This window comes from Streptomyces sp. NPDC058773, assembly GCF_042746015.1.
Lineage (GTDB): Bacteria > Actinomycetota > Actinomycetes > Streptomycetales > Streptomycetaceae > Streptomyces.
Genome location: NZ_JBHYPE010000033.1, coordinates 60,286 through 80,674 on the forward strand (window position 1 = coordinate 60,286; position 20,389 = coordinate 80,674).

The 20,389-nt window shown below is 72.1% G+C and carries 20 protein-coding genes; 4 read left to right on the forward strand and 16 right to left on the reverse strand.

Going from position 1 to position 20,389, the window contains the following annotated elements; translation table 11 throughout:
• Positions 1-41: 41 nt before the first annotated feature.
• The 7 genes from ACFW5B_RS25510 to ACFW5B_RS25540 all read right to left on the reverse strand — a co-directional run bounded on the left by ACFW5B_RS25510 (position 42) and on the right by ACFW5B_RS25540 (position 6,810).
• Positions 42-647 (reverse strand): GAF domain-containing protein, encoded by a 606-nt coding sequence (locus ACFW5B_RS25510; RefSeq protein WP_386443910.1) that lies wholly within the window; start codon positions 645-647, stop codon positions 42-44.
• On the reverse strand, positions 644-1,264 hold the full coding sequence (locus tag ACFW5B_RS25515) for an ATP/GTP-binding protein (protein WP_386443913.1): 621 nt from the start codon (positions 1,262-1,264) through the stop codon (positions 644-646). Before ACFW5B_RS25515 ends, ACFW5B_RS25510 begins: the two co-directional genes overlap by 4 nt.
• The gene (locus tag ACFW5B_RS25520; RefSeq protein ID WP_386443916.1) at positions 1,242-1,640 is read right to left on the reverse strand and encodes a DUF742 domain-containing protein; all 399 of its coding nucleotides are present in this window, start codon (positions 1,638-1,640) and stop codon (positions 1,242-1,244) included. Before ACFW5B_RS25520 ends, ACFW5B_RS25515 begins: the two co-directional genes overlap by 23 nt.
• A gap of 2 nt (positions 1,641-1,642) precedes the next feature.
• Entirely contained in the window at positions 1,643-2,092 is a 450-nt protein-coding gene (locus ACFW5B_RS25525) for a roadblock/LC7 domain-containing protein (protein ID WP_386443919.1), read from the reverse strand.
• A complete protein-coding gene (locus ACFW5B_RS25530; RefSeq protein WP_386443922.1) occupies positions 2,082-4,148 on the reverse strand; it encodes a sensor histidine kinase in 2,067 nt (688 codons plus the stop codon). The genes ACFW5B_RS25525 and ACFW5B_RS25530 overlap by 11 nt, the downstream gene beginning before the upstream one ends.
• Before the next feature lie 733 nt (positions 4,149-4,881).
• A complete protein-coding gene (locus ACFW5B_RS25535; protein WP_386443925.1) occupies positions 4,882-6,057 on the reverse strand; it encodes an MBL fold metallo-hydrolase in 1,176 nt (391 codons plus the stop codon).
• Between the two features lie 309 nt (positions 6,058-6,366).
• Positions 6,367-6,810: a MarR family winged helix-turn-helix transcriptional regulator gene (locus tag ACFW5B_RS25540; RefSeq protein ID WP_386443928.1), complete on the reverse strand. Its 444-nt coding sequence runs from the start codon at positions 6,808-6,810 to the stop codon at positions 6,367-6,369.
• Positions 6,811-6,906: 96 nt separating this feature from the next.
• Here ACFW5B_RS25540 and ACFW5B_RS25545 point away from each other — a divergent pair, with 96 nt between their 5' ends.
• Positions 6,907-7,299, forward strand: coding sequence for a nuclear transport factor 2 family protein (locus ACFW5B_RS25545; protein WP_386443986.1), 393 nt, complete (start codon positions 6,907-6,909; stop codon positions 7,297-7,299).
• Between the two features lie 7 nt (positions 7,300-7,306).
• Here ACFW5B_RS25545 and ACFW5B_RS25550 read toward each other — a convergent pair whose 3' ends face one another.
• Complete coding sequence (locus tag ACFW5B_RS25550; protein ID WP_386443931.1) at positions 7,307-8,710, reverse strand: NAD(P)/FAD-dependent oxidoreductase; 1,404 nt, start codon at positions 8,708-8,710, stop codon at positions 7,307-7,309.
• A 405-nt stretch (positions 8,711-9,115) separates the two neighbouring features.
• Here ACFW5B_RS25550 and ACFW5B_RS25555 point away from each other — a divergent pair, with 405 nt between their 5' ends.
• A complete protein-coding gene (locus ACFW5B_RS25555) occupies positions 9,116-10,126 on the forward strand; it encodes a carbohydrate kinase family protein (RefSeq protein WP_386443934.1) in 1,011 nt (336 codons plus the stop codon).
• A 74-nt stretch (positions 10,127-10,200) separates the two neighbouring features.
• Here ACFW5B_RS25555 and ACFW5B_RS25560 read toward each other — a convergent pair whose 3' ends face one another.
• The 3 genes from ACFW5B_RS25560 to ACFW5B_RS25570 are packed head-to-tail and all read right to left on the reverse strand — an operon-like array spanning position 10,201 to position 12,251.
• Positions 10,201-11,106: an SAM-dependent methyltransferase gene (locus ACFW5B_RS25560; protein ID WP_386443937.1), complete on the reverse strand. Its 906-nt coding sequence runs from the start codon at positions 11,104-11,106 to the stop codon at positions 10,201-10,203.
• Entirely contained in the window at positions 11,103-11,381 is a 279-nt protein-coding gene (locus tag ACFW5B_RS25565; protein ID WP_386443940.1) for a DUF397 domain-containing protein, read from the reverse strand. The genes ACFW5B_RS25560 and ACFW5B_RS25565 overlap by 4 nt, the downstream gene beginning before the upstream one ends.
• A 3-nt stretch (positions 11,382-11,384) precedes the next feature.
• Positions 11,385-12,251: a helix-turn-helix domain-containing protein gene (locus ACFW5B_RS25570; RefSeq protein ID WP_386443943.1), complete on the reverse strand. Its 867-nt coding sequence runs from the start codon at positions 12,249-12,251 to the stop codon at positions 11,385-11,387.
• A 136-nt stretch (positions 12,252-12,387) separates the two neighbouring features.
• On the opposite strand from ACFW5B_RS25570, the gene ACFW5B_RS25575 reads away from it, so the two are divergent.
• Positions 12,388-12,849: an ATP-binding protein gene (locus ACFW5B_RS25575; protein WP_386443946.1), complete on the forward strand. Its 462-nt coding sequence runs from the start codon at positions 12,388-12,390 to the stop codon at positions 12,847-12,849.
• A gap of 69 nt (positions 12,850-12,918) precedes the next feature.
• Here ACFW5B_RS25575 and ACFW5B_RS25580 read toward each other — a convergent pair whose 3' ends face one another.
• The gene (locus ACFW5B_RS25580) at positions 12,919-13,719 is read right to left on the reverse strand and encodes an SGNH/GDSL hydrolase family protein (protein ID WP_386443948.1); all 801 of its coding nucleotides are present in this window, start codon (positions 13,717-13,719) and stop codon (positions 12,919-12,921) included.
• A 255-nt stretch (positions 13,720-13,974) separates the two neighbouring features.
• Here ACFW5B_RS25580 and ACFW5B_RS25585 point away from each other — a divergent pair, with 255 nt between their 5' ends.
• Positions 13,975-14,784: a tyrosine-protein phosphatase gene (locus ACFW5B_RS25585; RefSeq protein WP_386443950.1), complete on the forward strand. Its 810-nt coding sequence runs from the start codon at positions 13,975-13,977 to the stop codon at positions 14,782-14,784.
• 24 nt (positions 14,785-14,808) lie between these two features.
• Here ACFW5B_RS25585 and ACFW5B_RS25590 read toward each other — a convergent pair whose 3' ends face one another.
• From ACFW5B_RS25590 to hpnH, 4 genes are all read right to left on the reverse strand, one after another.
• On the reverse strand, positions 14,809-15,972 hold the full coding sequence (locus ACFW5B_RS25590) for a serpin family protein (RefSeq protein ID WP_386443953.1): 1,164 nt from the start codon (positions 15,970-15,972) through the stop codon (positions 14,809-14,811).
• Between the two features lie 22 nt (positions 15,973-15,994).
• Positions 15,995-17,377 carry an aspartate aminotransferase family protein gene (locus tag ACFW5B_RS25595; protein ID WP_386443956.1) on the reverse strand — a complete coding sequence of 461 codons (1,383 nt, stop codon included), beginning with the start codon at positions 17,375-17,377 and terminating at the stop codon, positions 15,995-15,997.
• Positions 17,374-19,233, reverse strand: a complete 1,860-nt coding sequence (gene dxs, locus ACFW5B_RS25600) for a 1-deoxy-D-xylulose-5-phosphate synthase (protein ID WP_386443959.1) — start codon at positions 19,231-19,233, stop codon at positions 17,374-17,376. Before dxs ends, ACFW5B_RS25595 begins: the two co-directional genes overlap by 4 nt.
• Positions 19,234-19,363: 130 nt before the next feature.
• A complete protein-coding gene (hpnH, locus tag ACFW5B_RS25605) occupies positions 19,364-20,389 on the reverse strand; it encodes an adenosyl-hopene transferase HpnH (RefSeq protein WP_386443961.1) in 1,026 nt (341 codons plus the stop codon).

The window sequence follows — 20,389 nt, forward strand, 5'->3', positions numbered from 1 at the left end:
CGGGCACCGGGGCCGCGGTGGGAGTCGGGCGGTGGTCTCCGTCAGGGCGCGTCGCTCTGCTGCTTCTCCATCTGGTGGATCTGCTCGACGAGTTCGGCGGCCATCGCCTTGATGGTCTCCAGCCCCTCCCGCCCCCAGGGCCGCGGTTCGAGGTCCACGACACATACGGTGCCCAGCGCCGTCCCCGTACGGTCGATCAGCGGCGCGCCGAGGTAGGAGCGGATGCCGATCTCGTCCACCACGGGGTTGCCGGCGAACCGCGGATAGTCGCAGACGTCCTCCAGCACCAGGGCCTTACGGCGGACGATGACATGCGGGCAGTAGCCGTGGTCACGGTCCATCACCCGGCCCGGCTGGGCACTGGCGGGCGCCGGGCCCAGTTCGACGGCCTGGTCCTGGGAGGGCGTGTAGAGACCGGCGAAGTACTGCCGCCGCTCGTCGATGAAGTTGACCATCGAATAGGGCGCCCGGGTGGTCCGGGCGAGCTTGCGCGCGAACTCGTCGAACGCGGGCAGCGGGGAGTCACCGATCCCCAGGGCGCGCAGCCGGGCGACGCGCGCCGGGGCCTCGTCGTCCTGCGGGGTGAGCAGAAGGTGGGGCGTCGGGTCGTAGGAGAGGTACGGGACGCGGGAGGCGGGGTGGTTCATGACAGCTCCGGGGTCGCGGCGAGGGCGGGGGTGAGCAGATGCTGGACGAGCGAGACCAGGACTTCGGTGGCCGAGCCGCCCCGGCGGGCGTCGCAGAGCACGACGGGAATCTCCGGGGCGACATCTATCGCACTGCGGACCTCGTCCGGGTCATAGCGGTAGGAGCCCTCGAACTCGTTGACGGCGACGATGAACTGGATACCGCGCCGCTCGAAGAAGTCGACGGCGGCGAAACACTGGTCCAGGCGCCGGGTGTCGGCGAGGATCACCGCGCCCAGCGCGCCGTTGGACAGCTCGTCCCACATGAACCAGAAGCGCTGCTGCCCCGGCGTCCCGAAGAGGTAGAGGATGTGCTCGGGGCCGAGCGTGATCCGGCCGAAGTCCATGGCGACGGTGGTGGTGTCCTTCTCCTCGACACCGGCCAGATCGTCCGTACCGACGCTGATCTGGGTGAGCAACTCCTCGGTGCTGAGCGGCTCGATCTCGCTCACCGCGCCGACGAAGGTCGTCTTGCCGACCCCGAAGCCGCCCGCGACCAGGATCTTGAGCGCGGTGGGGAACGGGTCGGCCCCGGGGTCCTCCTGGCCGCGGGGGTCACAGTCGCTTGCGAAGTCCATTGAGCACCGCCTCCAGCAGGGCACGGTCGGTACGGGACGCGGGCCCTGCCGAAACGGCTGCGGGAGCCCGCGCGGTGATCGCCCCGCAGTCGACGAGGTCGGCGAGGAGCACTTTGGTGACCACGGCGGGCAGCCGTATGTGGGCGGCGATCTCGGCGACCGAGACCGGCCCGCCGCAGAGCCCGAGCACCTGGACGTGCTCGGGGCCCTGGCAGGCGACGGGCCGCCGGCCGGTGGCCATCACCATGGTCAGCAGGTCGAGGTGCGCCGTGGGGCGGGTCCGGCCGTTGCTGATGGTGTACGGACGGACCAGCCGGCCGGCCGCGTCGTCGTACCACGGCTCCCCGCCCTTCCGCCGTCGGCGACGCACGGCCATGGTCATCGACCACCCGCGGGCGCCTGCCGGCGTGCGGGGGTGGACAGATACGGCCGGACGCTCTTCACCAGCATCGACATCTCGTAACCCAGCACCGCCACATCGGCCTCACGGCCGGCCAGCACGGCCAGACAGGCGCCCGAACCGGCGGTGGAGACGAACAGGAAGGTGGACTCCAGCTCGACGACGACCTGGAGGACGTCATCGCCCTCCCCGAAGCGCGCACCGGCGCTGCGGGCGAGGGAGTAGAGGCCGGAGGACAGCGCGGCCATGTGGTCGGCGCTGTCCGGGTCGAATCCGTGCGCGGCCTTGACCAGGCCGTCCGAGGACAGCAGCAGCGCGCTCCGGGCGTGCGGCACCCGCTGCACGAGCCCGGTCAGCAGCCAGGACAGGTCGGTGTGCTGTCCTCCTTGCGGCTGCGCATGCGCCTGCGTACGCACATCACTCACCATGGTTGCGGTCGTCTCCTCGGGGGCGGGCCATCGGGGCGTCGTGGTCACGGTCGTTGCCGGCCGGGCTGCTGGGGTCGCCGCCGCCCTGGGCCGGGGTGGTGCCGCTGCCGCGGGCGGGGTCCTCCGCGTAGCTCACGTCGGCGTAGGTCTCGTTTGCGTACGTCTCATTCGCGCACGCCTCGGTCGCGTACGTCTCGGTCGCGTACGTCTCGTCGGCGAGGCTGAAGCCGCGCCGGAAGGCGGCCATCAGGCCGGGGTCGTGCTCGGGTTCCGGGCCCTGACGGGGTGTCGTGGACGGCAGGATCGGGTCGCCGCGCAGCTCGGGAACGAGATGGGTCTGCTTGCGCCGCCGGGGCAGCCGCGGCCGGGCACCGTTGTCCACGGCGGGCGGTGCGGGCGGCAGCACGACCGGGCCGGGGTCGGCGGGGAGGCCGGCGGACGCGGTGCCGTGCGCGGGGGTCTCGTGAGGGTGCGCTTCGGGCAAATGGACTTCCGGGGTGTGGGCACCGGACGCACGGACCAGCCGGCGGCGGGTCGCACCTACGGCGGGCTCGGGGGCCGCGGAAGCGGGGGCGTGGGCCGGGCCGGTGGTCGGGGCCGGCTCCGGGTGGCCGCCGTAGCCGTCCGATGTCCTGCCGCGCACGGTGTCGAGCGCGTTGTCGAAGGCGTTGCCGAGCGCGTCGTCGGGGGCGCGGCCGGGGGCCGGGATGGCGAGCGTCCTGGGTGCCGCGGGGCCGGGCTCATGGCGGTCGTGACGCTCCGGACCGGCGCCGTGCCCGACCGGGTATCCGACCGCGTACGCCCCGTCGCCGGCCTCGTGGTGCTCGCGCAACGGGCCCGTGTCCGCCGATCCGGAGTCCGCCGGTCCGGCGTGCGGCGCATCCGCGCCGTTCGCGTCCCCGTTCGCGTCCCCGTTCGCTTCCCCGTTCGCGTCCCCCTTGACCGACTCCGCGCCGAGCAGCGCCTGGGGCACGATCAGCACGGCCTGCACACCGCCGTAGATATTGCTCTGCAGCCGGACCACGATGCCGTGCCGCCGGGCGAGCGAGGAGACCACGAACAGCCCGATCCGGCCGTCGCTCAACAGCTCGGCGACATCGATGTGTTCGGGGTCGGCCAGCAGCCCGTTCATCCGCGACTGCTCGTCGGCGGACATGCCCAGTCCGCGGTCCTCGACCTCGACCGCGAGGCCGGCGGTGACGAGCTGGGCGCGCAGCAGGACCGGGGTCTGCGGGGCGGAGTAGATCGTGGCGTTCTCGACGAGTTCGGCGAGCAGGTGGATGACGTCGGCGACGGCATGTCCACGCAGGGTGCCCTCGATCGGCGGCACCAGCTTGATCCTCGGGTACTGCTCGACCTCGGCGATCGACGAACGCAGCACCTCGGTCAGGGACACCGGGCGGCTCCACTGGCGGCGCGAGATGGCGCCGCCGAGGACGGCGAGGTTCTCGGCGTGCCGCCGGATGCGGGTGGCCAGGTGGTCGACGTGGAACAGGCCCTTGAGCAGGTCCGGGTCCTCGACCTGGTTCTCCAGCTCGTCCAGCAGCTCGATCTCGCGGTGCACGAGTGACTGCAGCCGACGGGCGAGGTTCACGAAGACCTCGACCTTCTGCTCGCTGCCGCTGGCGTTGCTGCGGGCGATGGCGACCGCGTCGATGACGGCGGACTCGGCGGCCCGGCCGGCGGCGGACACCTCATGGGCGAGCAGATCGAGGGTGTCGCCGGTGGGCGCCGGTCCCGGCTCGGGCTCGCGGCGCTGGAGCCATTCGCCCTGCCGTACGCGGTCCAGGAGGTCGTACAGGTCGGACTGACTACGGGCGCAGACCTGGCGGAGCCGGGCGTAGCGGGCGACGGTGGCGCGGGCCTCGGAGTTGGCGGCGGCGCCCGCGGTGAGCACGATGACGCAGACCAGGGCGAGCCCGCCGCACAGCACCACCCACTCACGGCCGGTGATCCGGGCGCCGCCGGCCTGGACGACGAAGGCGGCGACGGCCGTGCAGAGAACGGCGACGAGGAGGCAGGGGACGGCAGCGAGCCTGACCAGGCGGGACCGCATCGCCGAGTCGGCGGCCGACTCGGGGAACGCGGCCCGGCCGTGCCGTCCGCCCTCACGCTCCCGCCGCCGGGAGGCGGCAGGGATGGGAGCGGCCCCCGGGGAACCCTGGGACCCTGGGGATCTCTGAGCCTCCTGGGACCTCTGAGTCCCCTGGGGGAATGCGGTAGGCATCGGCGCCCTCCGGATCGGCCGTGGCAGTTCGCGGAGCACGCACGCTAGTTGTTGCCGGGGTGGGGTCCGGAGCCACTTCGGGGTTTCGCTACCCCACGCCACCTCCCTGAGTGGACGCCGCGCGCACATCAGTGCGACATGATCCGAACTCCCATTCCTGCAGGGAGAGTTGAGCCATCCGACAGTGGCCCTTCCGATGGCTTGCGAACGGCGTCGCGGGCCCGCCGCGCGCCGGAGAACACCGGGGAGCAGCGGTCCGGGCGCGGGTACGCCACGGTGCCGGGACGCCGGGACTCCACGACGCCACGGGCACCCGTCGGCCGTCCACCGCGGCACGCTCAGCGGAAGGTGCGCCGGTAGGTCCGCGGGCATAGATCTCCGCGGCCGCGTCGTGGGTCTGCGCGACCTCCGCCGCGGAGTGCGCCTGAGCGGACGCGTCCCAACGGCCGTAGAAGAAGGGCGCGATGGCGTCCCAGCCGGCGTCCGCGTCGGAACCGGCCCCGCGCTTTCCCTCCGGACCGGCCGAGCGGCCCGGACCAGGGGCGGGCCGGGCCGCTGCCGGTCAGCGGTCCGCCGCCAGGTCCACGTCGGTCGGGGACACCGCGGGCGGCCAGGCCGGCCAGCCATGGACAGGGGGCACCGCGATCGCCCGCCACCACGGATAGACGGCCGCGGGCTCGGCGGGCTCGAAGGGCTCGCCCGGTCGGGGGTGGGCCGTGGCGAGCCCGGCATTCCGGCCGGCGGCCAGTGTCCGCTCGGCGGGCTCGGCCCAAGGGTGGGGCGCGAGGTTGAAGGTGCCCCAGTGGATGGGCAGCAGGACGCCGCGCGGCTGTCCGCCCTGGAGGTCGAGGTGGGAACGGACGCCTTCCTCCGGGGCCATATGAATGTCCGGCCAGAAGTCACTGTAGGCGCCGATCTGGATCATCGTCGCGTCGAACGGGCCGTGGGCCGCGCCGATGTCGGCGAAGCCGGAAAAGTAGCCGGTGTCGCCGCTGTGGAAGATCCGGTGCTCCGGACCCGCGACCACCCAGGAGGCCCACAGGGTGTGCTGCGGGCCGCGCAGACCGCGGCCGCAGAAGTGCTGTGCGGGGGTGGCCGTGAGCGTCAGCGCGCCGACGCGGGTGGACTCGTGCCAGTCGAGCTCGGTGATCCGCTCCGGGGGCACTCCCCAGAACTCCAGGTCGGCGCCGATGCCGAGCGGTACGACGAAGACCGCGGCGGTTCCGGCCAGGCCCTGGACCGTGGACATGTCGAGGTGGTCGTAGTGGTCGTGCGAGATCACCACGGCGTCGACCGGGTCCAGTTCGTCCAGGTCGAGCGGCACCGGGTGCATCCGCCGGGGGCCGGCCCAGCTGAACGGCGAACAGCGCTCGCCCCAGACCGGGTCGAACAGCACCCGCTGCCCGTCGATCTCGGCCAGCACGCTCGAATGCCCCATCCAGGTGAGCCGCAGCCCGGAAGCGGGCGGCCGGCCCCAGTCCGCGGCGGTGGGCCGGTACACCGGGATCCGGCCGACCGGGGCCCGGCGCAGCCGTCCCTCCCGGCTCAGCTGGGTGCGCGCCATGGGCAGCGCGGAGCCGTGGAGCAGCTGCCTGGTCGGTACGGGGTTGCGGAACTGGCCGTCCACGAACTGCGGCGACCTGCGTATCCTCGCCAGCCGCTCCCCGGTGGGCTCGATACCGAAGCTCGCGGGCCGCAGCGCGGAGAGTCGAGTGCGGCGGGTTCGGGAACCGGTCACGGCACCTCCATGGTCAGGGCAGTCGCGAAGTGAACGGGCCGCATGAGCGGTGGGTTCCGGCACACCGCGCCACTCGGCGCCGCCGTACGGTTTCCGCACCACGACACCCGGACTCAACACCATCACCCGCAGAGGCAAACCGCGCGACCGCCCGTGGCATTCCTGGTGCGCGGTGTGACCTCTCCCGGCCCGCCGGAGGTGCCTCCGGGCCCGGCCACCGGGACGCGCCCATTGCGGTGACGGAGGCCGACGGCGGGAGGGCGGACCCGTACACCGGCGGGCCCACCCGCCCCCTTCAGGGGACAGCCCTCAGCCGAACGGGCCCTCGACGGTGAAGCGGCGGAGTTGGCGGGCGAACGCCTCGGCCTCACCCGGTGGCCATGACGACAGGCTCGCCATGATGTGGGCGGCCAGCCGCGTCCGCAGCTCGGCCACCGCGGACTCGCCCTGCGTGGTGAGGACGAGCAGATGCGCCCGCCGGTCGGCGGGGTCCGCCGCACGCCGGACGAGGCCGGCGGCCTCCAGCCGGGAGGCGCGCCGGGTGACACCGGAGCGGTCGACTCCGACGTCGGGCGCCAGGTCGGCCGCGCTCCTGGGGCCGGTCCGGGCCAGCGCGCTGAGCACCGGATAGGTCAGTTCGTCCACCCCCTCCCCCATGCCTTCGGTGAGCCGCTGGTGCAGCTGGGTGCGGGTGGTGCGCCGGAGCAGGATGCCCAGCGCGTCGGCGATCTCGTGTCCTACGTCGTCCTTCACCCCACAAGAATAGCGTGCGCTGCGCACGCTTCCCCTGCTACAGTGAAGGAGATGCGTGCGCAGCGCACGCACTTCGTTCCCTGGAAGGACACCCCCATGACCCGCACCGGTATCGAGGCCGCCCTCAACGACCTGCTCTTCAGCCGCGACCTCACCGTGCAGGAGGCCGCCGACCGCCACTTCACCCCGGAGTACCGCCAGCGCACGGACGGCGAGTGGGCCGACCGCAGCGAATTCCTTGAGCACATCGGCCACCTGCGCACCGTCGTGGCCGACGGCCGTGTCGAGGTGCACGAGGAGCTCCACGACGGCAGCAGGTACGCCGACCGGCACACCGCTCACATCACCAAGAAGGACGGCTCGGCCGTCCGCATGGAGGTCTATGTCTTCGCCGACCTCGCCCCCGACGGCCGCTTCAGCCGCATCGAGGAGACCACGCTGATGCTGCACGGCTCCGACAGCGACCGCGGTATCGGCAGCGCCCGCTGAGAGGGCGTCAGTCCGCCTCGATGACCGCGGGCGGCCGGGGCAGACCGGGGCGGCGGGGCAGGAAGACGGTGCGCAGGAAGATCCTCGGGGCGACGAGACGGGTGGGCGGCGCGGTCAGGGAGAAGACGTCCCGGAAGGCCGCCCCGACCACCGGATCGATGGCGACACGGGCGAACAGCCGGTCGGTGTACCAGGTGGCGAGCCGCTCCCCGAGGCCCGCCTTGGCGTCGCCGGGGCTCGCGTACGGGCGGTCCGCGCCGACCGCCGCGAGCCAGGCGGGGTCCACGGCACGGGCCACCGCCCGCTGCGCCGCGGCGGTGCTCCCGGGGCGCAGACCACCGCCGTCCGCAAGGGTCCTGCGCACGGCCAGCGCACCGAGGGCGGCGACCGACATTCCCTGCCCGTACACGGGGTTGAAGGTGCACGCGGCGTCCCCTAGGGCGAGGAATCCCTCGGGGAGGGCACCGGGCCGCTCGAAGTGCCGGCGGCGGTTGCGGGTGTCGCGGAAGCCGTGCACCGGCGACAGCGGCTCGGCCTGGGCGAGCAGTTCATGGATGTACGGGTCGCCGATGGTGGCGCTGAAGGCGGTGAACTCCGCGGCGTCCGTGGGCGGGTGGTGCCCGCGCACACCGGACAGCGTCAGCAGCCATTTGCCGTCCTCGACGGGGACGTACGCCGCACCGCGCGGGCACTCGGGCCAGCCCGGGACGTTGAAGCCCGTGTCCGGCGCCGTGGCCGGGTCCTTGGGGCGGTACATCCGGGTGGCGTAGGCGAGCCCGGCGTCCACGGTCTCCTCGTGCGGCGCGGCCCGGCCCAGCTCCGCGAACCACTGCGGGGTACGGGACCCCCGGCCCGAGGCGTCCACGACGAGCACGGCGGGCAGCTCCCGCTCGGCCCCGCCCGGCGCACCGTCCCGTGACCGCACCCGGACCCCGGTCACCCGGCGGGCGTCCCCGGTCAGCCCGGTGGCCTCGGTCGCCTCCAGGACCTCGACCCGGGTGGCCGAGCCGGCCGCGGCCCGCAGCACCCGCTCCCGTACGACCGAGTCCAGCACCGGGCGGGAGACGCTCAGGATGCGGTGCCGGCGCTCGTCGAAGCGGCGCTGCCAGCCGGTGGCGGTACGGGTGAGCAGATCCCGTGACAAATACAGGCCGCGGGCACCCGCCTCGCCGAGCGCGGCGACCGTACCGGGCAGCAGCTCCTCCAGGGCGCGTCCGCCGCCGCTGAGGAGAATGTGCAGATGGCGGGCCTGCGGGACGCCCTTGCGGAAGGCGTGCCCCTCCGGATAGCGGTCGCGTTCGACGACGGTGACCGTCTCGACCTGCCCCGTCAGCGCGCTGACGGCCAGCATCCCGGCGAGCCCGCCACCGATCACGATCGCGGTGCGCCCGCCATTGGAGTGCTCTGCCACCCTCGCCTCGCTCCCCCGACGGCGTGGTCCGGCCGCCGACGGCCCGCTCGTTTCCGTTCCGCGGACGGCCCGCCCGGACCGGTGTCCGAGCGGCGTCCACGCAAACCGATCATCGTCGGCCACAGGCTTCAGCGCACCTGCTGAGCGTGTCAACGGCCCTTTTCCGCCACCGGATCCGCGACGTCTCAGCCGTACGCCGCGCCCTCCCCCGCACGCGTTGCCCCTCTGCCACGGGGCCACCGTCCGGCGCCTGCGCGCCGTTCCCTCCCTCGTGTCACCGGAACCGCTGACATCCCGTCATGGGACGAGCCTGCGTCTAGACTCCCCCGGAGCGGATGCACCTCGTCCGCAAACGGTCTCACCAGCAAGGGATTCGTCTCACCAGCAAGGGATTCAGGGACGCTTGTGACATTCCAGCAGGTTTCTGAGCCGTATGACGCCTATGACGTCCTCGTCGTCGGCGGGTCGGGCGTGGACACCGTCGTGTCGGTCGGCGCGCTGCCCGTACCGCTCGCCGACTCCTATCCGGTCCCACCCCTGCACGAAGGGGCGGGGCACACCGGCACCGGTGTCGCACTCGGCTGCGCCGCGCTCGGGCTCACCACCGGATTCGTGGACTTCATCGGCGACGACCACCCGGGCACGCTGGTCCGCGAGCGGCTGGCCGGTACCGGCGTCGACTTCCGGCCACTGATCTCCCCGCACGGCACCCGGCGTGCGGTCAACCTCGTCGCCCCCGACGGCCGCCGGATGTCGTTCTACGACGCCCGTGACCCGGCCGATCTGCGGATGCCGCCCGAGCACTATCTGCCCCCGCTGCGCCGCGCCCGCCATGTCCATCTGTCGGTCATGCACTTCGCCCGCTTCCTGTACGACGACATCGAGGCGCTGGGCATCCCGGTCTCCACGGATCTGCACGACTGGGACGGACTGACGGACCATCACCGGGAGTTCGCGCTCCGCTCCGATCTGGTCTTCCTCAGTACGGCCGGGGCGGGGGAACGGATCGCGTCCGTGATGCGGGAGATCCTGCACGAGGGGCGCGCCCAGGCGGTGATCGCCACCGCCGGGGCGGGCGGCGCCTATCTCCTCAGCGCCGACGACCGCACCCCACGCCTGGTGCCGGCCGTGGTGCCGCCCGGCCCCGTCGTGGACAGCAACGGCGCGGGCGACGCCTTCACCAGCGGATTCCTCTACGGCAGGCTGGCCGGCCGGGATCTGGAGGAGTGCGCGCGGATGGGCGCCATCGCGGGGGCACACGCCTGTACTTCGCGCGGCACCCATACCGACCTCATCGGCGCGGAGGCGTTGGGCGCGGCCCTCGGCACGACGGCCACCGTCCCGGCGCCACCGCCGGGTGACCCCCACCGGCTCCCCGGCCCACCGGACCCTCAGGTGTCCCGTACGGGGGCGTAGGAGCGGGTGGTCCGGAAGAGGACGGACCGGTCGGACGCCCGGCCGGGCAGCCGGAAGCCCCGGCCGTCGGCCGGTCAGCTCTTGCGGCCCACTCCGCCGTAGAAAATGGTGTTGTTGAGCTCCTCGGCGCCGGGCACCGGACCGTCCGGCCGCCACAGCGGCACCCGCACCACGCCCGGCTCCAGCAGGGCGAACGGGCCGAAGAGCGGCTCGATCCCGGCCTTCGGCCGCAGATTGAGGCTGGCGGTGGCGCTCTTGTAGACGTTCACCACGCCATCGCGCGCCCGCTCGTCCGTACGGCCCGCCGCATAGGCCTCGTAGGGCTCACCGGTCGCATGCGTCAGGACGAGATGGCTGCCCGCGGGGAGCGCCTCGGCGAGGGTGGCGATGAGGCCGGCGGGGTCCTCGTCCTCCCGGATGAAGTGGAGTACGGCCACCAGCAGCAGCGCCACCGGCCGGTCGAAGTCGATCAGTTCGCGGACGGTGGGGTGGTCCAGCAGCGCCTTCGGGTCGCGGACGTCGCCGAGCACGAATCCGGTGTGCTCGGTGTTGGTGAGCCGGGCCCCGGCGTGGGTGGCGACGATCGGGTCGTTGTCGACGTACACCACGCGGGTGCCGGGGGCCACCTCGCGCGCCACCTCATGGGTGTTGGGCGAGGTGGGGATGCCGGTGCCGATGTCGATGATCTGGTGGATGCCGTCGGCGGCCAGGGCGCGCACCGCCCGCCGCAGGAAGGCGCGGTTGGCGCGGGCGCTGAGCCGTACCTGGGGGTGGACCTCGATGACGCGCTCCGCGGCCACCCGGTCGACCTCGTAGTTGTCCCAGCCGCCGAGGTAGTAGTCGTACATCCGGGCGGGGTGTGGCCGGCTGGTGTCGATCTCCGCGGCCGAGAAGCCCGAGTGCTCCGGCCCCTGGACGTACGGGCCGATCTCCGGGACCTCGTCGTCCGGCGCCCCCGGGGAGATGCCCTGCTCGCTCATGCCGTCCTCCGCTCGGTGCGCCGGCCCGGCGCCGCCGTTAGCAGGAAGTCGGCGTGGCCGGCCTTGGCCCCCTCGATGAAGCTCACCATTTCGCGGTGGGTGTAGATCAGGGCCGGGCCGTCCGGGTCGGTCGACTGCCGCAGCGCTATCCGGCCGTCCCCCAGCCGCATGGCCTCGACGCACTCGCCCCCGTTTCCGCCGCTCCACGGCTTGTGCCAGCCCTCAGAGCCCAGCTCTTTGGCGGGCATGCCGTTATAGATGCGTATGCGATCCATGGTTCAGATCTCCTTGCGAAAGCCACCCAGAATGGCCTCGGTGGTGTGCGCCGGCGCGGCCTGTGCGCACATCCGGTCCAGGGCCTCCAGGAACTGCGAGACGTCGTTGCGCTGGTCGAAGTACACGGCTCCGACGAGGCTTTCCGCGTAAGCGATGTCCGGGAGTTCCGGGATCGGGAAGCGGAAGAGGTGAAACGGTCCGTACATGGCGGGGTGCGGGCCCGCGGCGAAGGGCATGATCTGCAGCCGGACGTTCGGCAGCGCGGTGCCCTCCATCAGCCGGGTGACCTGGTCGCGCATCACCTTCGGCCCGCCGATCGGGCGCCGCAGCACGGTCTCGTCCATGACGACCCACAGCATCGGTGCCTTGTCACGGGTCAGCAGGGACTGCCGCTCCATGCGCAGCGCGACGATGCGGTCGATGTCCGCCGCGGAGGCGTGCGGCATCCCGGCCTTCAGGACGGCGGCGGCGTAGTCCTCGGTCTGCAACAGCCCGGGGACGTAGTGCGGTTGGTAGGCGCGGATGAGGTTGGCTTCGCTCTCCAGGCTGACGAAGGCGCTGAACCACTCGGGCAGCACATCGCGGAACCGGTGCCACCAGCCGGGCTTGTTGGCCTCACGGGCGAGCGAGACGAAGCCCTCGATCTCTTCCTCGTCGGTGACGCCGTAGGTCGCCAGCAGCTTCTCGACGTAGGGGAGCTTGAGGCCGACCTCGGCCTTTTCCATCCGCCGTATGGTGGCGTGAGTCACATCGAGGGCCGCGGCGGCCTGCTCGAAGGAGAGGCCCGCTTTCTCGCGCAGGTCCTGCAGTCGCTTGCCGAGCACCACCCGCAGGACGGTGGGTGCACCTGCCGACCGTGGGTCCGCCACGTCCGATCGCCTCCAACTGACTTCAGTGCTCAGCAGTGTGTCATGCCGTCAGCAACACGAACAGACTGCACTTACGATTCTGCAAATTGCAGACTGATCCTTGCCATCGGTGACCGACATCGCACATAGTTGCGGCGTGGCTTCCTCCAACAACGCTCCTTCGTTAGGGCGCTGTGGCGGCTTTGTCGCCCAGTACCCGCAGGACGCGTTCCACTTGCCGGCGCTGCGCACGTCCGTTCCCGAGGCGCGCAGACGCGTCAGTGCGCTGCTGTGCGAGTGGGGCGCGGATCAACAAGTCCGCGACGACGTGGAGTTGGTGGTCTCCGAACTCTTCACCAATGCGGTGCGGCACACCGACAGCGAGAAGGTCGGCTGCGAGCTCGCCCTCTTCGGCGCGCACATACGCATAGAGATCACGGACCAGGGCGGCCCGGCGGACTCCGCGCCGCACATCCAGCCCGGCAGCGTGGACCAGGAGTGCGGACGAGGACTGTTCCTCGTCGGCGCGCTGTCCGAGAGCTGGGGGTCGCGGCCCGCCGACAGCGGTCAGGGCCGGGTCGTCTGGGCCGACCTGCCGTACTCCTCGCTCGCCCACTGAGGCCCCGCTCCGCATCGGCGGAAACGGGGCCTCAGTCATGCCATGGGCGCAGTCCGGCCCGCGGCCGCCCTACAGCGGCAGCAGATCGGGCCGCTTGGGCTCGACATGGTCGCCGGAGGACTCCCCGCGCAGCCGGCGTCCGATCCACGGGACGAGGTGCTCCCGCGCCCAGTGGATGTTGTCCCGCCGGGCGTCGGCGGCCGAGCGCTCCGCCTCCGGGGGCCAGGGCTGGTCCGGGTCGGCCGGCACCGGCAGGCCGAGCACCTGCGCCGCGCGCAGCGCCACCCGGGTGTGCCCGTCGGCGGACAGATGCAGCCGGTCGTCGCTCCACGCCCGCCGGTCCTGCACCGACTTGAGCGACCACAGGTCCAGAACGGGGCAGCCGTGCCGGTCCGCGATGGCCCGGACATGCGCCGTATACGTCGCGATCTTGCCGCGCAGATGCTTGAGCACGGGGATGCCGCGGGTGTCGAAGCCGGTGCAGAGCAGGACCGTGCCGACCTCCTCCCGCAGCTCGGCGACCGCCGCCTCGTAGCGCTCGGCGACCGCGTCCGGGTCCGAGCCCGGCCGCAGGATGTCATTGCCGCCGGCGCAGAACGTCACCAGCGCAGGGGCGAGGGCTTTCGCCCGGGGCACCTGCTCCTCCACGATCTGGTCCAGGAGCCGGCCCCGGACCGCGAGATTCGCATAGCGGAAATCCCCCTCGGCCTGTTGGTCCGAGAGGAGGACCGCGAGCCGGTCCGCCCAACCGATGTACGCCCCGTCAGGGCCGGGATCTCCGACCCCCTCTGTAAAGCTGTCCCCGACGGCTGCGTACGACCCGATGGCGCCAGGGGCGCCGTTGCTGAAGTACTTCGAATCGTCTGCCACGTCAGGACATACTTCACCTTCTTAAGTGACCTACGCCACCGTAACCAGGGGTTGACGAGGGGTGATTAATGCCACCAGGTCAAATTCTGCTCAAGTTGGAATAATGATCGATCGCTCCTCGCTCTCCGGGCGCTCCGCGGCACCTCAGGGCGCCGCCGTTTCGGCCTGATTGCCCCTTGCACCCATGTCGTATCGTCGGAGGTGCCCCGCGTCGTCGACGAGCAGCGTCGGCGGCCGAACCCGAGGAGCGCGCCCGTGACGCAGCAGACGCCGCAGGTCCCACAGGCCCAGCCCGAGCTCACGGAGGTCCGTAACTTCCGCGATGTGGGCGGTCTGCCGACCGTGGACGGGCGTCGCGTACGGGACGGCAGGCTGTTCCGCAGCGGCCACCTCGCCCATGCGACCGAGACGGACGCGGCTTTTCTGTCCGGCCTCGGGCTGCACACCGTCTTCGACTTCCGCAATGCCTCGGACATCAAGCTGGAAGGGCCGGATGTCGCGCTGCCCGGGGTGCGCAATGTGAACATCCCGCTCACCGACCCGGCCGACGGCGCGGAGTTCTGGGCGATGGTGCGCGACGGTGAGCTGGAGCAGTTGCGCGCAGCGCTCGGCGACGGCAAGGCCGCGGCCCGGATGGCCGAGACCTACCGCCACATCATCACCACCCGCACCGAAGACCACAGCAGGGTGCTGCACGCCCTCGCCGAGGACAGCGTCCCGGCGCTGATGCACTGTGCGGCCGGCAAGGACCGGGCGGGCCTGTCCATCGCCGTGACCCTGCTCGCGGTCGGGGTGGAGCGGGACGCGATCGAGGCGGACTACCTCATGTCCAACGACCCGCACCGCCGCTACAAGATCCGCCGCTCCGACAACTCCGCGGTCGGGATGTCGCAGGAGGTCATGGAGCTGCTCGCGCCGCTGTTCGGGGCACACACCGACTACCTCACGGCGGCCTACGACGCGATCCACCAGACCTGGGGCTCGACGGAGACGTACCTCACCGAGGGCCTGCGGCTGACGCCCGCCGTCCGTGAGCGGCTGCGGGACCAGCTGCTGACGGACTGACGAACTGCCGGCCGCCGCGCCCGCTCAGGGCGTGGCCACCCACCCCGCGGCCAGCACCAGGCCCGACGCCCGCTGCACCGCGAGGAAGCCGAAGGGCCGGTCGTAGCGGGCCGAGAGCTGCTGCGCCTGGTACCTCGGGGGCGGGGGTATGGAGCCCACGTCGAACGGAATCGCCGTGACCGCGGCCGCCCGGAAGCCCAGCGCGCCGAAGGTCGCGGTCGCTGCCTGCCGGGCGGCCGACACCGCGAGCGGCGTGTCGCTCATACCGGGAAAGTGCCCGCGGGAGGCATCACTCGCGGTGCCGAGCCCGAAGAGGGCCGCCCGCTCCAGCAGATCGTGCTCGGCGTCGACGGTGAACCGTGGGACCGTGAGGTCGAACCGCGGGATGCCGTCGTCGCTGGGCACCGTCGTCACCCGCAGCCCCGGACCGGCGCCGTCGGTCAGCGCCGCGCCGGTCACCGTCGGGTAGGCACCACCCAGCGCCGCGACGCCGTGGTGCAGCACCTCGCTTCCCGGCACGTCCGGTCCGCCGAGCAGCAGATGGACATCGAGCCCGTTGTCGCCCGCGACCCGCACCGCGGTCAGCGGACCGGCCGGGGTCCGGTGCACCCGTACCTGCTCCACATCCGGCCCGGAACGGCTCAGTTCCGCCAGCTCCCGCCCCGCCCAGGGCCCTTCGTACGGCACGACGGGAAACTCCTGGAACGGTTGCTCCCAGGTCGTGCGCACCAGCAGCGCACCGGCGAGGAGGAGCACGATGCCGGGGTGGAGCCGTACCGGCATCCGCTGGATCAGACCGTCGGTGTGCCGCCACGCCCAGGCGTCCAGCTCCCTCTGGTCCACGGCCGCGTCCCCGGTGAGCTCGCCGCGCGCGGAGAGCGGCAGGCCGCCCAGCCACTCCGGCTTCAAGGCGAGGGCGCGCCGGGCCCACAGCCCCACCGCGGCATCGATGCCCTCCGCCGCCTCCAGCGCGGCGAGCAGCTCAACGCCCGCGTGGAGCGCGTACTCCGCGTCGATGCCGAGCGCTTCGGCCAGCTCCTTGCGGGCGGGGCCGGCGGCCGGCCCGGCGAGCAGGGCCAGCAGCGGCCAGACGCCGGCCGCTGTCAGGACGGTGTTGCCTTCCTGTACCGCCTCACGCGCCCAGCGCGCCGTCATGTCGTTGACAGCTCGTGCCGTCGTCGCAGCCACCACGGCAATCCCCCCATGTTCGTCAGCGGTGGGCGACCGCCTGCTTGACCAGCGTCCGCCCGAAGTCCCACATCAGGCCGCCGCCCCCGTGGGCGTCGTCCATGACGGCCGTGAACGCCTCGACGAAACGGTCCACTTCCCGCTCGCCGATGATCAGCGGCGGAATCAGCTTAATGACCTCCAGATGGTCGCCGGAGACCTGGGTCAGGATGCGGTGCCGCTGCAGCAGCGGCACCACGACCATCTGCGCGAACAGCCCCTTGCGGGCCGCCTGCAGCATCGTCCAGCGGCTCCGCAGACCGAGCGACCTGGGACGGCCGAACTCGATGCCGATCATCAGGCCGCGGCCCCGTACGTCGTGCAGCAGCTCGTACGAGTCGACCAGCGCGGCCAGCCTCGTACGCAGCAGATCGCCGGTGCGGCGGGCGTTCGCGACGACCTCCTCGTCCTCCATGACGGAGAGCACCGCCAGACCGGCGGCCATCGCCTGGGCGTTGGCGCCGAAACTGGCGGAGTGCACCAGCACCCGGTCCATGGACGAGTAGACCTTCTTGAAGATCCAGTCCTTGCCAAGGGTCGCCCCGACCGGCACATAGCCGCCGGACAGCGCCTTGGCGACACACACCAGATCCGGTTCGACGCCGTCCTCGTGCTGATAGGCGAAGAAGTCTCCGGTGCGGCCCAGGCCGGTCTGCACCTCGTCGGCGATCAGCAGGGCCTTGTGCCGGTGCAGCAACTCCTGTGCGGCGCGCAGGAATCCGGGCGGCGCCGGGTGCACGCCCTTGCCCTGGATGGGCTCGACCACGAAGGCCGCCACGTCGCCGCGCTGCAACTCCCGTTCCAGCGCGGCCAGATCCCCCAGCTCGACGGCGGTGTCCGGCAGCAGCGGGGCGAAGCCGTCCCGGAAGCCGTCCTCGCCGTTGACGGAGAGCGAGCCGGTGGTCAGGCCGTGGAAGGCATGGGTGCAGTAGAGGATGCGCGGGCGACCGGTGGCGTAGCGGGCGAACTTCAGGGCGGTCTCGACGGCCTCGGTGCCGCTGTTGCCGAAGAAGACCCGGTCGAGATGGGGGGTGTGGGTCAGCAGCTTCTCGGCGAGCAGACCGGGCAGCGGCTGGCAGTCGAAGCGGGTGAGATCGGCCAGTCCGGCGTCCAGGACGTCGTGCAGCGCCTGCCGGACGACGGGGTGGTGCCGGCCGAGGCCCATCACCCCGAATCCCGCGAGCATGTCCAGGTAGTCCTGGCCGTCGCCGTCCCAGAAGTAGGCGCCCTCGGCCCGCTCGTAGACCTTGTCGAAGCCGAGGGTGTGCAGCATCCGCGGCAGTTGGTGGTTGAGGTGGCGGGTGTGCAGGGCGTAGCGCTCGCCGCCGCGCTCGGCGAGCAGCCCGTTCAGGTCGAATCCGGTCACGACTGCTTCTCCTTACGGGTCAGCGCACCGCTGATCCGGCCGGCGATCCCGGCCGGGGTGAGGCCCACGTCAGCCGGCAGTTCACCACGCCGGCCGTGCGCCAGGAACTGCTCGGGGATGCCGAAGGTGCGCAGCGGCACCTCCACACCGGCGTCCCGCAGCGCCTGGCCGACGGCCCAGCCGATGCCCCCGTTGACGCTGTTGTCCTCGACGACGGCCACCAGGGCGTGCTCCTCGGCGAGTTGCGGAAGGACGGCGTCCACCGGCTTGACCCACCGCGGGTCGACGACGGTGGCGCCCACACCGCGCGCCGCGAGCAGCTCGGCCACCCGCAGACAGACCGGGGCCATCACACCGACGGCGACCAGCAGCACGTCCGGATGCGGCGACCGGTGGAGCACATCGACGCCGCCGATCCGGTCCACGGCGAGCACCGGGCCGGCCGCCGGCCCCTCCGGGAAGCGGAGGACGGTCGGCGCGTCGGTGATCTCCAGCGCTTCGCGCAGCTGGGCGCGGAGCCGGTCGGCGTCGCGCGGTGCGGCGATCCGCAGGCCCGGTACGACGCCGAGCAGCGACAGGTCCCACATGCCGTGCTGCGAGGCACCGCCGGTGCCGGTGATGCCGGCCCGGTCCAGCACGAAGGTCACCCCGCACCGGTGCAGCGCGACATCCATCAGGACCTGGTCGAAGGCCCGGCTGACGAGGGTGGCGGGAAGGGCGACGACCGGATGCAGACCGCCGGTGGCCAGGCCGGCCGCCGACACGGCCGCATGCTGTTCGGCGCCGCCCACGTCCCACACCCGGTCGGGATACGCCTCGGCGAACGCGCCGAGCCCGGCCGGCCGCAGCCTGCCCGCCGCGACCGCGACGACCTCCGCGCGCTCGGCCCCGATGCGGACCATCTCGTCGCCGAAGACCGAGGCCCAGGAGGGGGCGCCGGACGGACGGGCCATCACCCCGGCGGCCGGGAAGTGGACCACCTGGCTCCCCAGGTCGGACCGCGGGCCGCGGCCCTTCTCGGTGTGGCAGTGCACCAGCACCGGCCCGTGGAAGCCCGCCGCACTGCGCAGCGCGGACTGGACGGCCCCGAGGTCATGGCCGTCGACCGGTCCGACGTACTTCAGTCCCAGGTCCTCGAACATTCCCTGGGGCGCCACGGCGTCCTTGAGGCCCTTCTTCGCGCCGTGCAGCGACTCGTAGAGCGGCTGTCCGACGACCGGGGTGCGCTGGAGCACGTCCTTGCCCCAGGCCAGGAACTTCTCGTAGCCGTCGGTGGTGCGCAGGGTGGCGAGATGGCCGGCGAGCCCGCCGAGGGTGGGGGCGTGGGAGCGCCCGTTGTCGTTGACGACGATGATCAGTGGGCGGTCCTTGGCGGCGGCGATGTTGTTCAGCGCCTCCCAGGCCATCCCGCCGGTCAGCGCGCCGTCGCCGATGACGGCCACCACATGGCCGTCGCCGCCGCGCAGCTCACGAGCCTTGGCCAGGCCGTCGGCCCAGCCCAGCACCGTCGAGGCGTGGCTGTTCCCGGTCACGTCGTGCGGGGACTCGGCGCGCGACGGACCGCCGGACAGCCCGCCTCTGGACCGCAGCTCGGCGAAGTCCTGGCGCCCGGTCAGCAGCTTGTGCACGTACGACTGCCGGCCGGTGTCCCACAGGATGCGGTCGGCGGGCGGGTCGAAGACCCGGTGCAGGGCGACGGTCAGCTCGACCACACCCAGGCCGGTCCCCAGATGGCCGCCGGTCCGGGGCACCTCCGTCACGAGGAAGTCCCGGATCTCCGCGGTGAGTTCGGGCAGCCGCGCCTCGGGCAGCGCCTTGAGGTCCTGTGGCTCGCGGATGCGCTCCAGCAGCGTCACGCGCGGTCCCTCTCTCGTGGTTCGGCGGAACGGCGCCGGCCCGGTCCGGCGCCCGCGTCGTACGGCGCAGGAGCCGGACCGGGCCGGTACGCCGGGGAGCCGTGGTGACGGGCTCCCCGTGCCCGACGGGTCAACCGCGGTTTCCGGCGACGGCGTCCCGGGCCGCCCGGAGGGACTCCTTGAGGGAGCCCATGGTGGCGAGGACGGCGGTCGGCTCATAGCCGCAGTGCGCCATGCAGTTGGCGCAGCGCGGATCCTTGCCGCGGCCGTACTTCTCCCAGTCGGTCTCGTCGATGAGCTCCCGGTACGTCGGGACGTAGCCGTCGCTCATGAGGTAGCAGGGGCGCTGCCAGCCGAACAGCGAGTAGTTGGGGATCGCCCAGGCCGTGCACGGGAAGTCCGCCTTGCCCTCCAGGAAGTCCAGGAAGAGCGGACTGTGGTTGAGCCGCCAGCGGCGCCGGTTGCCGCCCGCGAAGGCCTTCCTGAACAGCTCCCGGGTCTGCTCGACACCGAGGAAGTGCTCCTGGTCGGGGGCCTTCTCGTAGGCGTAGGCGGGCGACAGCATCATCTCGTCGACCTGCAGGTCGTCATTGAGGAAGTTGAGGACCTCGATGATGGTCTGCGGGGTGTCGGTGTTGAAGAAGGTGGAATTGGTGGTGACCCGGAAGCCGCGCCGCTTGGCGTCCTTGATCGCGGCCACCGCCTCGTCGAAAACGCCTTCCTTCGCGACGGATTCGTCATGGCGCTCCCGCATGCCGTCGATGTGCACCGCGAACGCGAAATACGGAGAGGGGGTGAATTTCTCCAGCTTCTTGCGCAGCAGCATCGCATTGGTGCACAGAAAGACATACTTCCGCTTCGCCACCAGCTGCCGCACGATCTCGTCGATCTGCGGGTGCATCAAGGGCTCGCCACCGGCGATGGACACCATCGGCGCGCCCGACTCCAGCACCGCCCCGACCGCCTGCGCCACCGGCATGCGCTGCTTGAGCACACCCGCCGGATGCTGGATCTTTCCGCAGCCCTCACATTTCAGATTGCAGGCGTAGAGCGGTTCCAGCTCGACAATGAGCGGGAACTTCTCCCGCCGCCGGATCACCTTCTGTTCAAAGAGATAGGTACCGACCCGGATGGACTGACGGAGCGGCATGGCCAT

Coding starts and splice junctions, on each gene's coding strand:
- ACFW5B_RS25510 (WP_386443910.1), bottom strand. CDS start 647: ATGAACCACCCCGCCTCCCGCGTCCCGTACCTCTCCTACGACCCGACG.
- ACFW5B_RS25515 (WP_386443913.1), bottom strand. CDS start 1,264: ATGGACTTCGCAAGCGACTGTGACCCCCGCGGCCAGGAGGACCCCGGG.
- ACFW5B_RS25520 (WP_386443916.1), bottom strand. CDS start 1,640: ATGGCCGTGCGTCGCCGACGGCGGAAGGGCGGGGAGCCGTGGTACGAC.
- ACFW5B_RS25525 (WP_386443919.1), bottom strand. CDS start 2,092: ATGGTGAGTGATGTGCGTACGCAGGCGCATGCGCAGCCGCAAGGAGGA.
- ACFW5B_RS25530 (WP_386443922.1), bottom strand. CDS start 4,148: ATGCGGTCCCGCCTGGTCAGGCTCGCTGCCGTCCCCTGCCTCCTCGTC.
- ACFW5B_RS25545 (WP_386443986.1), top strand. CDS start 6,907: ATGACCCGCACCGGTATCGAGGCCGCCCTCAACGACCTGCTCTTCAGC.
- ACFW5B_RS25560 (WP_386443937.1), bottom strand. CDS start 11,106: ATGAGCGAGCAGGGCATCTCCCCGGGGGCGCCGGACGACGAGGTCCCG.
- ACFW5B_RS25565 (WP_386443940.1), bottom strand. CDS start 11,381: ATGGATCGCATACGCATCTATAACGGCATGCCCGCCAAAGAGCTGGGC.
- hpnH (WP_386443961.1), bottom strand. CDS start 20,389: ATGGCCATGCCGCTCCGTCAGTCCATCCGGGTCGGTACCTATCTCTTT.